We start from the raw sequence: 13,748 nt of genomic DNA on the forward strand, positions 1-13,748 counted from the left end.
CCCGCGGCGCCCGCGGCCGACTGCGGGGCGTCCGCCGCGGGGGCCGACGGGGTCGCGGCGCTCTTCGAGGACGTCGAAGGGCTCGGCTTCGCACTCCTCGACGGACCGGCGCTCTCCCGCTTCCTCGCCGGAGCGCTCGCCCCGCCCGAGGTCTCGGCCGACTTCGAGAACACCACGTCGGAGCACGAGTAGTAGGTGTCCGGCGTGCTGCTGTTCTGCCAGATGGTGTAGAGCACCTGACGTCCCGTCCGGTCCGACGGCAGCTTCGCGGTGATGTGGTACGCCCCGTTCGTCAGGGCCGGGTCGGTGACCTGGGCGAAAGGCTGCGCGGGCAGGTCGGACCACCTCAGCGGCCCGGCCGGATCGTAGCCGGGCTTGGTCAGATACAGCTTGAACGTTCCCGTGTGCGCGATCGTCGAGGCGTACGTCATCGTCAGCCGCCCGCCCGGCGTCAGCCGCGTCGACGGCCAGTCCGCGCGGGCCAGGTCGAGGCCCTTGTAGGCGGACAGCCCTCCGCTGCACAGCTTGCCGTCCGGAATCAGCTGCCGGTCCCGGCCGTCGACTCCCGCCACTCGCAGGTTGTCCCACGCCACGAAGGACGTGCCGTTCGCGGTGATCGCCGCCCGGCAGGCCGCCGTTGAGGCGCTGCCACCGCTGGGGGAGCAGGCGTACACCCGGCTGACCGGATCCGTCGGCGCACCGTGCGCCAGGGCGGGCCCCGCCGCCCACAGGGAGAGCAGGGCCGAGGCCGCGACGGCGGCCCCCGTGACCCTGAGGTGTGCGGTCATCCGAGTCATCCGGGACGTCTCCTCGGCCGGCGCTGGAACGGTCTGCTCCGTGCAGTACGGAGATGACACCCGTCCCGTTCACCTCACGGCCGCACCTCACGGCCGATCCTCGCGAAAGCGACCAAGAGTCAACGACCGACCGGTCCGTCTGTTTTGAGGTTCCGTCAAGGTCCCATTGAGAACGGGCCGCCCGCCTCGTATCGTGGCGATCACCGGTGCGGCGGCCCGCCGGCCGCCACAGCCTCCGGAAATACGGGAGATGTCGAGGGAGGGACGTACTTTGACTTCGTCCGTTTGTCGGAGCTCGATGGTGACGACGGTCGTCCGCACATCAGTTACACGTGTCGACCACCCGCCCCGCACACCTGGCTCCCGTTCTCTCAGGGTGAGCTATCGTATGCGAGGGGTAAAAAACAAACGGCACGTCCCGTTCGTTTCTGACCGCAAGGAGTGTCCAGTCGATGGCGAGGCAGTTACGCGCCGAGCAGACCCGATCAACGATCATCACAGCCGCAGCCGACCTGTTCGACCGTCATGGCTATGAATCCACCAGCCTGAGTGACATCGTCGAACACGCCCAGGTCACCAAGGGGGCGCTGTACTTCCACTTCGCCGCCAAGGAGGACCTGGCGCACGCCATCATGGAGCTCCAGTCCAGGGCGTCGCGGCAGGTGCTGAAGGAAGTGGAGAGCCGGGGCTGCTCCTCGCTGGAGTCCCTGATGCGCACCACGTTCGGGATCGCCCGGCTCGCCGTCGAGGGCCCCATCCCCCGGGCGGGGCTCCGTCTCGCCACCGCGGAGGTCACCGTACGGCCGCCGCTGCGGCATCCCTTCGCCGAGTGGCTGGAGCTGGCCACCCGCAAACTCCTCGGGGCCGTCAGGGAGTCCGATGTGCACCCGGACATAGACATCGATGCCGTCGCTCACTCACTCGTGTACTTCTTCGTCGGCACCCGGGTCGCCGGCCGCTCCCTCGAACCCGTCGCCCGACTGCCGCGCAGAGTCGCCGAGATGTGGCACCTCATGATCCGCAGCCTGGTCCCGGTGCCCCGCCGCGCCCGCTATCTGACGCTCGCCTCACAGCTGGAGCGGGAGATCAGAACCGTCTGACGCGCGCGGTACGGTGACGCGCATGCCCGACACCTCCGCCGCGCCCGTGATCCTCGGCAACGAACCCGGTTCGTTCCCCCACAGCGTGCTGGCCGAACGGCACCCCGCCATCATCCGGCAGGTACGGGACGCCTTTCCGTACGGCCCCGAGCAGCACCGCGCGCTCGACGCGCTGCACAAGTGCTGCACCGAGGGCGTGATCGAGCCGCTCTCCGCCGACGCGCCCGACCGGGACCGATGGCGGGAGTGGGGCATGGACGCGTACACCGGCCGGTCCTGGTTCGACGTCCCCTGGCTGTGGTCCGAGAGCCACTTCTACCGCCGGCTCCTCGACGCGGTCGGTTTCTTCGGCCCCGGCGCCTGGCGGAACATCGACCCCTTCCGCCCCTTCAAACTGGCCGAACTCGACGCCGAGGAGACGGACGAGGAACTGGCCGCGCTCGACGCCCTGGAGGACGGCCCGGCCGACGAGCGGGCGCGGGCCCTGCTGCACGGCTCGCTCTGGGGCAACCGCGCCGACCTCGGCTTCCGGCTGTCCGACGCCGGTGCCGAGGCCAAAGAGGCCGTGCCCGCGCTGGTCGCCGACGACAGCGAGACCCTGTGGTCCCTGCTCCCGCCCTCCGGCATGGGCACCCTGTGCCTGGTCGCGGACAACGCGGGCCGCGAACTCGTCCCGGACCTGCTGCTGATCGCCCGCCTCCTCGCCGAGGGGCGCGTCGGCCGGGCCGTGCTGCACGTCAAGCCGTACCCGTACTACGTCTCCGACGCCACGACCGCCGACGTGGTCGACGCCCTGCGCCGGCTCACCTCGGCGCCGGGCGCGCCGGCCGCGTACGGGCGGCGCCTGTGGGCGGCCATGGCCGACGGCCGACTGGCCGTACGCGCCCACCCCTTCTCCTGCGCCCCGCTGCCGTACACGGACATGCCCGATGACCTCCGCGCAAACTTCGCCGCGGCCGCCCTGACGCTCTTCAAGGGCGACCTCAACTACCGGCGCCTGGTGGGCGACCGGCTGTGGCCCCCGGCCACGCCCTTCCGGGACGTCACCGCCTACTTCCCCGGCCCGGTCGCCGCCCTGCGCACGCTCAAGTCCGATGTGATCACCGGCCTGGACACCCGCACCGAGGCCGCCCTGGTCGCCGCCGAGGGGCAGCGCTGGCGCACCGGTGGCACGCATGCACTGGTCCAGGTCAATCCACGTACAACGGAAGCGACTTGAGCCCGTTGATGAAGTTGGACACCAGACGCTCCGCGGGCCCGGCCAGGCGCGGCGCGGGGAGCACCCGCAGCGCCTCCTCGTACAGCAGCCGCAGCTGAAGCCGCGCGAAGTGGGCGCCCAGACACACATGAGGACCGTCCCCGAAGGACACGTGCGGATTGGGTGTACGGGCCAGATCGAGACGGTCCGGGCGGATGAAGACCCGCTCGTCGCGGTTGGCCGAGGCGTGGAAGACGACCACCTTGTCACCGGCCCGGATCTTCCGCCCGGCCAGTTCGGTGTCGTGTGCCGCGGTACGGCGGAAGGTCAGCACGGGCGGATGCCAGCGCAGCAACTCATCGACAGCGGTGTCGAGTCGGACCTCCTGCTCGCGGAGCATCCGGTACGCCTCCGGATGCTCCGCCAGCGCCAGCAGCCCGCCCGGAGCGGCGCTGCGCACCGTGTCGTTGCCCGCGACGGTGAGCAGGAAGAAGAACATCTCCAGTTCGGCGCCGGTGAGTTCGGCGTCGTGGGCGAGCGTGGTCATCACGTCGTCGGCGGGGTAGCGCCGCTTGTACGCCGCCAGTTGCCGGGCGTAGTCGAACATGTCCCGCAGCATCGCGGGCGACCGCGGATTGACCGGCTTGCCCCGACCGTCCAGCACCGGGGGACCGGCCTCGTCCGGGTCCTGATAGCCGATCACCCGCTGTGTCCAGCGCAGCAGCAGCCTCCGGTCGCTCGCCGGGACACCCAGCAGGTCGGCGAGGTTGAGCAGCGCGTACTCGTCGGTGACGGCCGTGACCAGGTCGACCGTGCCGTCCGACGCGCGGGCCGCCTCCAGGGCGTCGGCGAGCAGCGTACGTGCCCGCTCCTGCGCGACGTCCGCGAACCGGTCGACCCGCCCGGGTGTGAACGCACGGCTCACCAGCCGCCTCAGCCGCCCGTGCTGCGGCGGGTCCTGATTGAGCATCATGCTCCGGATGAACGGCAGATCCTCCGGGTCCGGATCCCGGATCTGGGTCGCCCCGATGTACGACGAATACGTCGCCGCGTCCTTCAGCACCCGCACCACGTCCGCGTGCCGGGTCACCGCCCAGAACCCGGGCCCGGCGGGCCAGCCCAGCACCTCGGGCTCGTCCTGCCGGGCCACGGGGTGGTGGTCGCGCAGGACGCGGTAGTCGTCGTACGGCACACCGGACGCGTAGCGGCGCGGATCGAAGACGTCCGGAACGGGTGGAGCCGGGCGCACGCTCACGCCGTCCCGCCCGTGCCGGGCCCGTCCTCGCGCAGGAACTCCTCGACCACCCGGATCAGCTCCAGCGGCGTCTCGTCCATCGCTATGGGGGTCCCCCCTGTTCGAGCGAAGTCGAGAACTTGGGGGAGGCCGGCGCTCGGCAGCCGCCGCAGTTCCGCGCGCGGGTAGCAGGACATCCAGGTCTCCTGGACCAGCCCGGGTGACAGGGCCGGGTCGAGCTCCCCGGCCACGGCGAGCGCGGGTACGTCCGAGCCCTCGACGTCGGCGCGGAAGTCGTCGCCCGCCCATGAGTCGAGCCAGGCGCGGAACGCCTTGGCGTCGCTCCGCTCCAGCGAGGTGTCGACCATCCGGTCCAGCCAGGCCGCGGGACGGCGGCCGCCGGTGGTGAAGTCGATGATCGCGCGCCGGTTCTCCGGCCGGTGCGCCGCGTCCGCGAACAGCTCCCACTGCTCGCCGGGCAGCGGCAGCCCCGAGGCGGGCACGGGGGAGACGCCGACGATCCGGCGCAGCCGGTGCGGGGCCACGGCCGGCAGCCGCTGGGCCACCGCGCCGCCCATCGAGTGCCCCACCACCGAGAACCGCTCCCAGCCGAGGCGATCGGCCAGCTCCACCAGGTCCAGCGCCGCCTCGGCGGTGGTGTACGCGCCCACGGCGTCCTTGGCCCGCCCGTAACCACGCAGATCGACCAGCGCGTAGGTGAACGTCTCTCGGTCCAGGTCCGGCAGGACGGCCGCGTAGGCGGACCGGTCGGCGAACCGGCCGTGCACGGCGAACACCTTGTGGGCGCCGTCGCCGTGCACCTCATGGGGCAGCACGAAGGAGGTCATGCGACCACCGTGACCCGCGGGCGGGGGCTCGGCAAGAGCGCGGACGGGGCTTGCGTACGGGGCGAGTTGGCGGGTTTCCGCCCGGTTCACGCGATGGTGTGATCATGTGTCGCCCGGCGGATGGTTGGCGGGGGCCACGGGTAGGGCCCCGGCCATGACGCAGCCGTTCGAACTCCCGCACTTCTACATGCCGTACCCCGCGCGGCTGAACCCATGTCGACGAGGCGCGTGCCCACTCGACGGCGTGGGCGCGCGAGATGGGCATGCTGGAGGGCTCCGGGGTCTGGGAGCAGGCGGACCTGGAGGCGCACGACTACGGGCTCCTGTGCGCCTACACCCACCCCGACTGCGACGGACCCGCACTCTCGCTGATCACCGACTGGTACGTGTGGGTGTTCTTCTTCGACGACCACTTCCTGGAGCGGTACAAGCGCACCCAGGACCGCGCGGCCGGCAAGGCCCACCTCGACCGACTGCCGCTGTTCATGCCGCTGGACCTGGCAACTGCCCTACCGGAGCCGGAGAACCCCGTCGAGGCGGGCCTCGCCGACCTGTGGGCGCGTACTGTGCCGTCGATGTCCGCCGACTGGCGCGCGCGGTTCGCGGTGGCCACCGAGCACCTGCTCAACGAGTCGATGTGGGAGCTGTCCAACATCAACGAGGGGCGGATCGCCAATCCCGTCGAGTACATCGAGATGCGCCGCAAGGTGGGCGGCGCCCCCTGGTCGGCGGGGCTCGTGGAGTACGCGAGCGCCGAGGTGCCCTCCCGCGTCGCCGGATCCAGGCCGCTCAGGGTGCTGATGGAGACCTTCTCCGACGCCGTGCACCTGCGCAACGACCTGTTCTCCTACCAGCGGGAGGTGGAGGACGAGGGGGAGAACAGCAATGGCGTGCTGGTCCTGGAGACCTTCTTCGGCTGCACCACCCAGGAGGCCGCCGACACCGTCAACGACATCCTCACCTCGCGCCTGCACCAGTTCGAGCACACCGCGCTGACCGAAGTGCCCGCGCTCGCCCTGGAGAAGGGCCTCACCCCCGACCAGGTCGCGGCGGTCGCGGCCTACACGAAGGGCCTACAGGACTGGCAGTCGGGCGGCCACGAATGGCACCTGCGCTCCAGCCGGTACATGAACGAGGGTGCCGTCTCCGTCTCCCCGTGGCACGGCCTGGCCGGCCCGGGCACCTCCGCCGCCGACATCGGCGCCCTGCTCGCCTCGGCGGCGGAACGGCTGCGCGCCTACTCCCATGTGCCCTTCCAGAAGGTCGGCCCGTCCCTGCTGCCCGACTTCTGCATGCCTTTCCCGCTGGAGCTCTCCCCGCACCTGGACGGCGCCCGCGCGCGGCTGACCGGCTGGATGCACCGGATGGGCATGCTCCGGGAGGGGGTCTGGGACGAGGACAAGCTCACCGCGTACGACCTCGCGCTCTGCTCGGCCGGCCTCGATCCGGACGCGAGCCCCGAGGCGCTCGACCTCAGCGCGCACTGGCTCGCCTGGGGCACCTACAGCGACGACTACTACCCCCTCGTCTTCGGACACCGCCGCGACCTGGCCGCCGCCCGGCTGACCACAGGGCGGCTGTCCGCGTGCATGCCGCTCGACGACGAGGCGGTCCCCGTCCCGGTCAACGGCATGGAACGCGGACTGATCGACCTGTGGGCCCGTACGACGGCCGAGATGCCGCCCGGCGAACGCACCGCCCTGAAGCAGTCGGTCGAAGCGATGACCGAGAGCTGGGTGTGGGAACTCTCCAACCAGCTGCAGAACCGCATCCCCGACCCGGTCGACTATCTGGAGATGCGGCGCGCCACCTTCGGCTCCGACCTCACCCTGAGCCTGTGCCGCATGGGCCGGGGCCCCGCGATCCCGCCGGAGGTCTACCGCAGCGGGCCGGTGCGCTCGCTGGAGAACGCCGCCATGGACTACGGGTGCCTCCTCAACGACGTCTTCTCCTACCAGAAGGAGATCGAGTACGAGGGCGAGATCCACAACGGCATCCTCGTCGTCCAGAACTTCTTCGGCATCGACTACCCGACCGCGCTCGGCGTCGTGCACGACCTGATGACCCAGCGCATGCGCCAGTTCGAGCACGTCGTGACGAACGAACTGCCGGTCGTGTACGACGACTTCGACCTCCCCGAGGAGGCGAGGGAGGCCATCCGGGGCTATGTCCTCGACCTGCAGAACTGGCTGGCCGGAGTCCTGCACTGGCACCAGCGGGTCGACCGCTACCAGGCCTCCTACCTCGCCCGCCGCACCCACGGCTTCCGCCCGGACACGCGTCCCGTGCCCGCGCTGCCGGTCAGCTGAGCTCGCGTATCCGCGCCGACGTCCGGGCGGCGAGCTCTCGTACGGCCCGCCCGGCGGCCTGCGACAGCTCGCCGTGTATCGCCTCCCCGGCGGCCAGCACCGCGTGGGCCTGCTCGGGGCGGCCCGCGTCGGCCAGCGCACCGGCGAGCGTGTAGTGCTCCTCGGCGATGAACGAGCCGAGGTTCACGCCCCGCCAGTGCTTCAGCAAGTCGTCGGCGGGGCCGGCCAGGACATCGCGCAGGGTGGCCAGGGCGACCGCCGCCCGGTCCAGCGCGCCGCTCTCGCGTTCCAGGCGTGCCTGGGTCAGCCGGGCGGACACACGGTCCGAGGCGGTCTCCTGGAGTGCCGCGTACAACCGCTGGGCGCGCAGGGCCTGCGGCACATCGCCCAGGCACTCAAACTCATGGGCGAGGGAGTGCAGGGGTGAGGTGTCGAGCTTCGTGGACGACCCGGGCCGCCGCAACGCGCTCTGGTCCATGACGATCTCGTCCAGCCTGCGGATCAGGGCGACCCGGGCGAGCTCGGTCAGGCCCTGCTCCGCGGCCAGGCCGGTCCAGGTCGTCAGCGGCTCGTCGGCAGGATCCGTACCGAACAGGGAGTCGTCCGACGCGCGGGCCCAGCGGCGCAGTTCCTCCCCGTCGGCGTCCGGCTCCGGTATGCCGCCCAGGCCGCACCAGGTGTCGAAGTCCGTGTCCCGCACCTCGTGCAGCAGCGGCAGGTCCGCGCTGTCCCCGTGCAGCCCCACCAGGACGGCGGCGAGTCGCAGTTCGTCGGTCATCGAGGACTCCGCCTCCCGTCGCAGCAGGGTGCGCAGGAAGGGGAGGTCGCCGTCCGAGCGGTCGAACTGCGCGGCCCGCAGCGCGAGTCGGCGCCGTACGGGATCGTCGGCGACGGTGGCGCGCAGGCCGGCGTCCCCGGCGCGCAGCCCGGCGAGGTCGGCCTGCCCCTGTGCCAGCACCGGCTCCCACAGGGGCGGGCGTGCATGCCGGCCGAGCGGCTCGTAGGAGCCTCCCTCCGCGTTGAGCAGCACGAAGTCCGGCTCGGTGCGCGACAGGGCCGTGTGCAGCATCCCGATCAGCTCGACCGGGGACCGCGCGGGCAGGCCGAGCGCGGCGCGCAGTTCGGCGCGCTCCTCGTCGATACCGTAGGACTCGCGGATCTCCTCTTCCGTCTCGGCGACGCGGGCCAGGATCGTCTCCTCGCCGTCCGCCGGCGACAGGCCCAGGTAGTCGTGCCAGCCCGGCAGACCGATCAGCACTTCCAGCGCCTCGTCGACGGACGAGCCGATGATCCCGGCCGAGCCCTCGGAGTCGGCGTACAGCACGGAGCCGTCCGCGCACACGAAGTACGTACCACCGGTGTCGTCCCCCGCCACCACCTCCAGCGGGCCGCCCGAGGCGAGGCGGACCGCCTCGACGTGGCCGTGGGCTGCGCGGGCCAGGTCGAAGTCGAAGGGGAACGCGGCCAGTTCGGCCAGGCGGTCGTGCTGCCGGAGCAGCCGCAGGGCGAGATCGGTCATGTCACAGAACGTAACAGCCCCCACTGACAACGCGACTCGGCCGCCACTGGGCCCGGCCCCCTCAGCCCTCGCGTGCGGCGTGTTCCGCGGCGGCTCGCGCCAGCGCCCGTACCACCGGGTGTGGGCGCGGGCCCTCGTCGGACAACTCCGGCTGGAAGAGCGTGGCGAGGAAGAAGGGATGGCCGGGCAGCTCGGCGACGCGCACCTGGCCGTCCTCGTCGTGGCCGGAGAAGCGCAGGCCGTGCGCGCGCAGCGTGTCGAGGTGACGGGAGGGGCCGTACGCGCAGAAGTACCGCTCCACCGTCTTCGCCGAGCCGGTCACCGACTCGGCCAGCGAGCCCGGTTCGATCGTCACCGACGCCTCGTGCCCCACCAGGGAGCAGGCCAGCGGTTCGATCAGCAGGTCCTCGGCGCCGGGTTCGTTCTCGGCGTGCGCGGCCCGGGTCAGGCCGCACACGTTGCGGGCGTACTCGAGGAGCGCGTGCTGGAACCCGCCACAGGTGCCCAGGAAGGGGATGCCCTCCTCGCGGGCGGTGCGGATGGCCCCGAGCACGCCCGCCTCACTGCGGTAGGGGCTGCCCGGCAGCACCCACACGGCGTCGAAACCGCGCACCGCGTCCGCGGCCACGGCCTCCTCGGACGGGACCCAGTACGCGTCCAGGACGAGCCGGTCGTGCTCGGCCAGCGCGTCGAGCAGGCGTGGAATCCGGGTGTGCGAGACGACGTTGGGGGAGCGGTCCCCGACCAGGGCGATCGTGGCGGTGCGCGCGGCGTTGTCCGTCATGGCCCTCATCCTGGGCGCCGGTCCGGGTTCACGTCCAACGATGATCCGTGCACGATCGATAAGCATCACTGATGCAGTGGGATGCTGTCCGGCATGGACCCGCACCTGCTGCGTACGTACGTCACCGTCGCGCGCCTCGCCTCCTTCTCGCAGGCCGCCCGCGCGTTGGGTTACACCCAGTCCGCGGTGTCCCAGCACATCGCCGCGCTCGAACAGGACCTGGGCACCGCGCTGCTCACCCGCCGCCCCGTCGTGCCCACCGCGGCCGGTGAACGCCTCCTGGACCATGCGCACCCGTTGCTGCTGCGCCTGGACGCGGCCCGCGCGGACGTCCTGCGGCTGGCCGCCGCGCCCGCCCACGGACTGACCCTCGCCGCGACGGCGACCGCCCTCGGGCCCCGCGTCCTCGCCGCGCTCCCCGTCGCGGGGCTGACCCTGCGTGTCCTCGCCCGGGGCGAGATCCCGGCCGCCGTCGCCACCGGCGCCGCCGATCTGGGCCTGGTCGACGGACTCGCCGCGCCCAGCGACCCGCTGCGGCTGCCCGATGTCGCGCCGCTGACCGCGCACGGCGTCGCCGAGGAGCCCGTCAGCGTCCTGCTGCCCGCCACGCACCCGCTCGCCGCCCGCCACGGCACCGCGGGGCTGCGCCTCGGCGACCTCGCCGACGCCCGCTGGCTCGACGCTCCCGACGCGGGACTGCCCCTCTCCCAGCTGCGTGCGGCCAACGGTGGCGGTGCCTTCCGTACGGCCCTGCGCTATGAGGGAACCGACGTCCACGCCCTCACCGCCCTCGCCGCCGCGGGCCGCGGTCTGACCGTGCTGCCCGACTCGGCGGCCGGCGGGGTACGCGGGGCGGTCGCCGTTCCGCTCGCCGCGCCACGGATCGTGCACCGCACGGAACTGCTGTACGGCGGGACACCGGGCGGAGCCGCGGCGGACCTCGTGCGGCGGCTGACCGACGGGAGCTGACCGAGGGGGCGGGACCCGGCGAACACGGCTGGTTCCGTGCCGTGCCGCTCATGACTTCCCGGTGCTGCCCCCGGGGCAGTCTCACTCGTTCGTGGCTCGTCGCGCCTGCGTACGCCGGGTAGAGCACCAGCCGGAGGCGATCCATGGAAGAGACTGCACTGCGTCCCAAGCCGATGCCTGGTCAGGAGCGGCGGGACAGCGGCACCCCCGGCACCCCCGCCACCCCCGGCACCGCCCAGCGCCCGCATGCCGCACGCCGGCGCGGAAGGCGGCTCAGGACTCTGCTGCTCAGCCTGTTCGTCGGGACGGTCCTGGTGCTGTCCGGAGTCGGGCTCGGCACGGTCGGCGCGACGGTGATCGGCATGAGCCGACTCGCCCAGCTGCGTCATCAGGCTCCGCAGCCGGCCGCGACCGCAACCCGCTCGGCCGCGCCGTCACCGGCCGGCGCGAGCCTCGGCGTGGAGGCCGTGGACGCCGAGAAGTCGGGGGCGCTGGTCGTGGGTGTCCACGAGCCCGGCCCCGCCCACATCGCGGGCCTGGTCGTCGGCGACGTACTCCTGCGCTTCGGCAGGACACGCGTCGACACGGCCGCCGACCTCGCGCGGGCCGTCTCCGGCGCCCGCCCCGGAGCCGAGGTCACGCTCACGGTGCGGCACCGCGGCGGCGGCTACCAGCGGCTGACGGCCGTCCCCGGCGTCGTCACATGACCTCCCGCAAGTACCCGCGGCCGGCGACACCGTGGCCGCGGGACCCCGTAACCGGCTCGCGCGGCCCTCCGTGTCCGGGCAGGATGCTGCCCGTAATCCTTTGCCCCGCCCCCAGACGTCCCCGGAGGCCTGGATGACCGGTAGCACGCCCGCGCCCTTCACGGCCGACGACTACAGGGCCCGCATGGAGCGCGCCGCGCGCTCGGCCGACGAGGCCGGGCTGGCGGGCCTGCTCGTGGCGCCGGGACCGGACATGGTGTGGCTCACCGGCTACGCGCCCACCGCGGTCACCGAACGGCTCACCGTGCTCGTCCTCGCCGCCGGACGCGACCCCGTGCTGGTCGTACCGACCCTGGAGGCCCCGGACGCCGAGAAGGCGTCCGGCGCGCCCGCCCTGACCCTGCGCGGCTGGACCGACGGCACGGACCCCTACGCCGTGACCGCCGCCCTCCTCGACGCCGGCGGCCGCTTCGGGATCAGTGACAACGCCTGGGCGATGCATCTGCTCGGCCTGCAGAAGATCCTGCCCGGCACCTCCTACGCCGCCCTCACCGACGCGCTGCCGATGCTGCGCGCCGTGAAGGACGCGGCGGAACTGGAACTGCTCGCGGCCGCCGGAGCCGCCGCCGACGCCGCGTTCGAGGAGATCCGGAAGGTGCCGTTCGCCGGCCGGCGCGAGTCCGACGTCGGCCGCGACCTCGCCGACCTGCTGCGGCGCTTCGGGCACTCACAGGTCGACTTCACCATCGTCGGCTCCGGTCCCAACGGGGCCAACCCGCACCACGAGGTCGGCGACCGCGTCATCCGCCACGGCGACATGGTCGTCCTCGACTTCGGCGGCCTCAAGGACGGCTACGGCTCCGACACCAGCCGCACCGTGCACGTGGGCGAGCCCACGGACGAGGAGCGGAAGGTCCACGACATCGTCCGCGCGGCCCAGGAGGCGGGCTTTGGGGCGGTGCGCCCCGGCGCCGCCTGCCAGGAGGTCGACCGGGCCGCCCGGGCGGTGATCGCCGGCGCCGGGTACGGCGAGTACTTCATCCACCGCACCGGCCACGGCATCGGTGTCACCACCCACGAGCCGCCGTACATGATCGAGGGCGAGACACAGCCCCTCGTGCCCGGCATGTGCTTCTCCGTGGAGCCCGGCATCTATCTGCCCGGCCGCTTCGGAGTGCGCATCGAGGACATCGTCACGGTGACCGCGGACGGCGGCCGTCGCCTCAACAACACGACTCGTGACATGGTCATAGTGGACTGACCGGGCCGCCCCGGACACCAGGAGACAGACGCACCCTCGACGACACCACCCCGAACGGCAACGGCGCGACATGACCCAGGCACCGACACCCACCGCGGACACCGTCCGCAGACTGGTTCGTACGCTGCTCAAGGAGAGCGCGGACAGTACTTCGGGGCCGGACGTGCGGCCCGTCGCGGAGGGCGGCGAGCACTCCACATGGTGGGTCGGCACCCGCCATGTGCTGCGCCTGGCGCCCGACCGCGACGCCGCCGCCCGGCAGCGCCGCGAACTGCGCCTGCGCGACCTCGTCCGGCCGCACGTCCCCGTCACTGTTCCCGTCAGTGTGGCGCACGGCGAGTGGGCCCCTGGGCTGACCTACACGCTCGACACCAAGGTGCCCGGCGGCACGGGGGAGGAGCACGACGTCTCCGCCGTCGGCGAGGCCGACCTGTCCGGCCTGCTCACGGGACTGCGCCAGGTACCCGTACGGCAGGCGGAGACGCTCGGCGTGCCACGCGTCGCCCCGCGCTCGCTGGAGGCGCTGCGCCGGATGGCCGTGCGGGCCGCGGAACGTCTCGGCGCCGCCGACGAGTTCGATTCCGCCCTGATCCTGCAGCTCACCCCGGCCGCCGCCGCCCAGCTGGCCGCACAGCCCGGCACGGCGGTCCTGGTGCACCACAACCTCAGGGGCGAGCACCTCGTGGTGAGCGCCGACGGCCGGGTGCGCGGCATCCTCGACTGGACCGGCGTGGTCGTCGGCGACCCCGCCGAGGACATCGCCGGGCTCGTCCTCGCCGTCGGCTCCGGCGCGGCCGTACGCGCCGCCACCCTCGCCGGCTACGGCGCCCGCCCCTGCCTGCGCGGCCTGTGGCTGGCCCGCTGCGACACCGTCGTCCGGCTCATGAACCGTCTGGACGGCCATGACACCGGCCCCCTCCCGCTGCTGCGCACCCAGCTGCGGCGCGCCTGGGAAGCGATCCTGCTGGAGCGGGCGACCGAGTTCCGGGACGAGGAGACCGAGACGGGCGAGGAACTGTAGT

The 13,748-nt window shown here is 72.6% G+C and carries 11 protein-coding genes and 1 pseudogene; 7 read left to right on the plus strand and 5 right to left on the minus strand.

Features of this window, described 5'->3' with window-relative positions; genetic code table 11:
- A partial coding sequence (locus ACFY1J_RS06040; RefSeq protein ID WP_390730753.1) for a lytic polysaccharide monooxygenase occupies positions 1 to 797 on the minus strand: 797 nt, incomplete at its 3' end.
- 452 nt (positions 798 to 1,249) lie between these two features.
- Here ACFY1J_RS06040 and ACFY1J_RS06045 point away from each other — a divergent pair.
- Entirely contained in the window at positions 1,250 to 1,897 is a 648-nt protein-coding gene (locus tag ACFY1J_RS06045; RefSeq protein ID WP_390707373.1) for a ScbR family autoregulator-binding transcription factor, read from the plus strand.
- 22 nt (positions 1,898 to 1,919) lie between these two features.
- Positions 1,920 to 3,116 (plus strand): damage-control phosphatase ARMT1 family protein, encoded by a 1,197-nt coding sequence (locus ACFY1J_RS06050; protein WP_390707372.1) that lies wholly within the window; start codon positions 1,920 to 1,922, stop codon positions 3,114 to 3,116.
- On the opposite strand, the gene ACFY1J_RS06055 is transcribed toward ACFY1J_RS06050, so the two are convergent.
- The gene (locus tag ACFY1J_RS06055; protein ID WP_390707371.1) at positions 3,088 to 4,350 is read right to left on the minus strand and encodes a cytochrome P450; all 1,263 of its coding nucleotides are present in this window, start codon (positions 4,348 to 4,350) and stop codon (positions 3,088 to 3,090) included. The two genes, ACFY1J_RS06050 and ACFY1J_RS06055, sit on opposite strands and share 29 nt — an antisense overlap.
- A complete protein-coding gene (locus ACFY1J_RS06060) occupies positions 4,347 to 5,177 on the minus strand; it encodes an alpha/beta fold hydrolase (protein WP_390730754.1) in 831 nt (276 codons plus the stop codon). The genes ACFY1J_RS06055 and ACFY1J_RS06060 overlap by 4 nt, the downstream gene beginning before the upstream one ends.
- 154 nt (positions 5,178 to 5,331) lie before the next feature.
- Here ACFY1J_RS06060 and cyc2 point away from each other — a divergent pair.
- Positions 5,332 to 7,486: pseudogene (cyc2, locus tag ACFY1J_RS06065) on the plus strand (germacradienol/geosmin synthase Cyc2).
- Here cyc2 and ACFY1J_RS06070 read toward each other — a convergent pair.
- Positions 7,479 to 9,005: a hypothetical protein gene (locus ACFY1J_RS06070; protein WP_390707369.1), complete on the minus strand. Its 1,527-nt coding sequence runs from the start codon at positions 9,003 to 9,005 to the stop codon at positions 7,479 to 7,481. The pseudogene cyc2 and the gene ACFY1J_RS06070 sit on opposite strands and share 8 nt — an antisense overlap.
- Positions 9,006 to 9,066: 61 nt before the next feature.
- The gene (locus ACFY1J_RS06075; protein WP_390707368.1) at positions 9,067 to 9,789 is read right to left on the minus strand and encodes a hypothetical protein; all 723 of its coding nucleotides are present in this window, start codon (positions 9,787 to 9,789) and stop codon (positions 9,067 to 9,069) included.
- A 93-nt stretch (positions 9,790 to 9,882) separates the two neighbouring features.
- Between ACFY1J_RS06075 and ACFY1J_RS06080 the strand changes: the two genes are divergently transcribed.
- From ACFY1J_RS06080 to ACFY1J_RS06095, 4 genes are all read left to right on the plus strand, one after another.
- Positions 9,883 to 10,758 (plus strand): LysR family transcriptional regulator, encoded by an 876-nt coding sequence (locus ACFY1J_RS06080; RefSeq protein WP_390730755.1) that lies wholly within the window; start codon positions 9,883 to 9,885, stop codon positions 10,756 to 10,758.
- A 143-nt stretch (positions 10,759 to 10,901) separates the two neighbouring features.
- Complete coding sequence (locus ACFY1J_RS06085; RefSeq protein WP_390730756.1) at positions 10,902 to 11,465, plus strand: PDZ domain-containing protein; 564 nt, start codon at positions 10,902 to 10,904, stop codon at positions 11,463 to 11,465.
- 133 nt (positions 11,466 to 11,598) lie between these two features.
- The gene (locus ACFY1J_RS06090; protein WP_390730757.1) at positions 11,599 to 12,726 is read left to right on the plus strand and encodes an aminopeptidase P family protein; all 1,128 of its coding nucleotides are present in this window, start codon (positions 11,599 to 11,601) and stop codon (positions 12,724 to 12,726) included.
- Positions 12,727 to 12,796: 70 nt separating this feature from the next.
- Positions 12,797 to 13,747 (plus strand): phosphotransferase family protein, encoded by a 951-nt coding sequence (locus tag ACFY1J_RS06095; protein WP_390730758.1) that lies wholly within the window; start codon positions 12,797 to 12,799, stop codon positions 13,745 to 13,747.
- The last annotated feature ends 1 nt before the right edge of the window (position 13,748 follow it).

Source organism: Streptomyces sp. NPDC001406 (assembly GCF_042895285.1).
GTDB lineage: Bacteria > Actinomycetota > Actinomycetes > Streptomycetales > Streptomycetaceae > Streptomyces.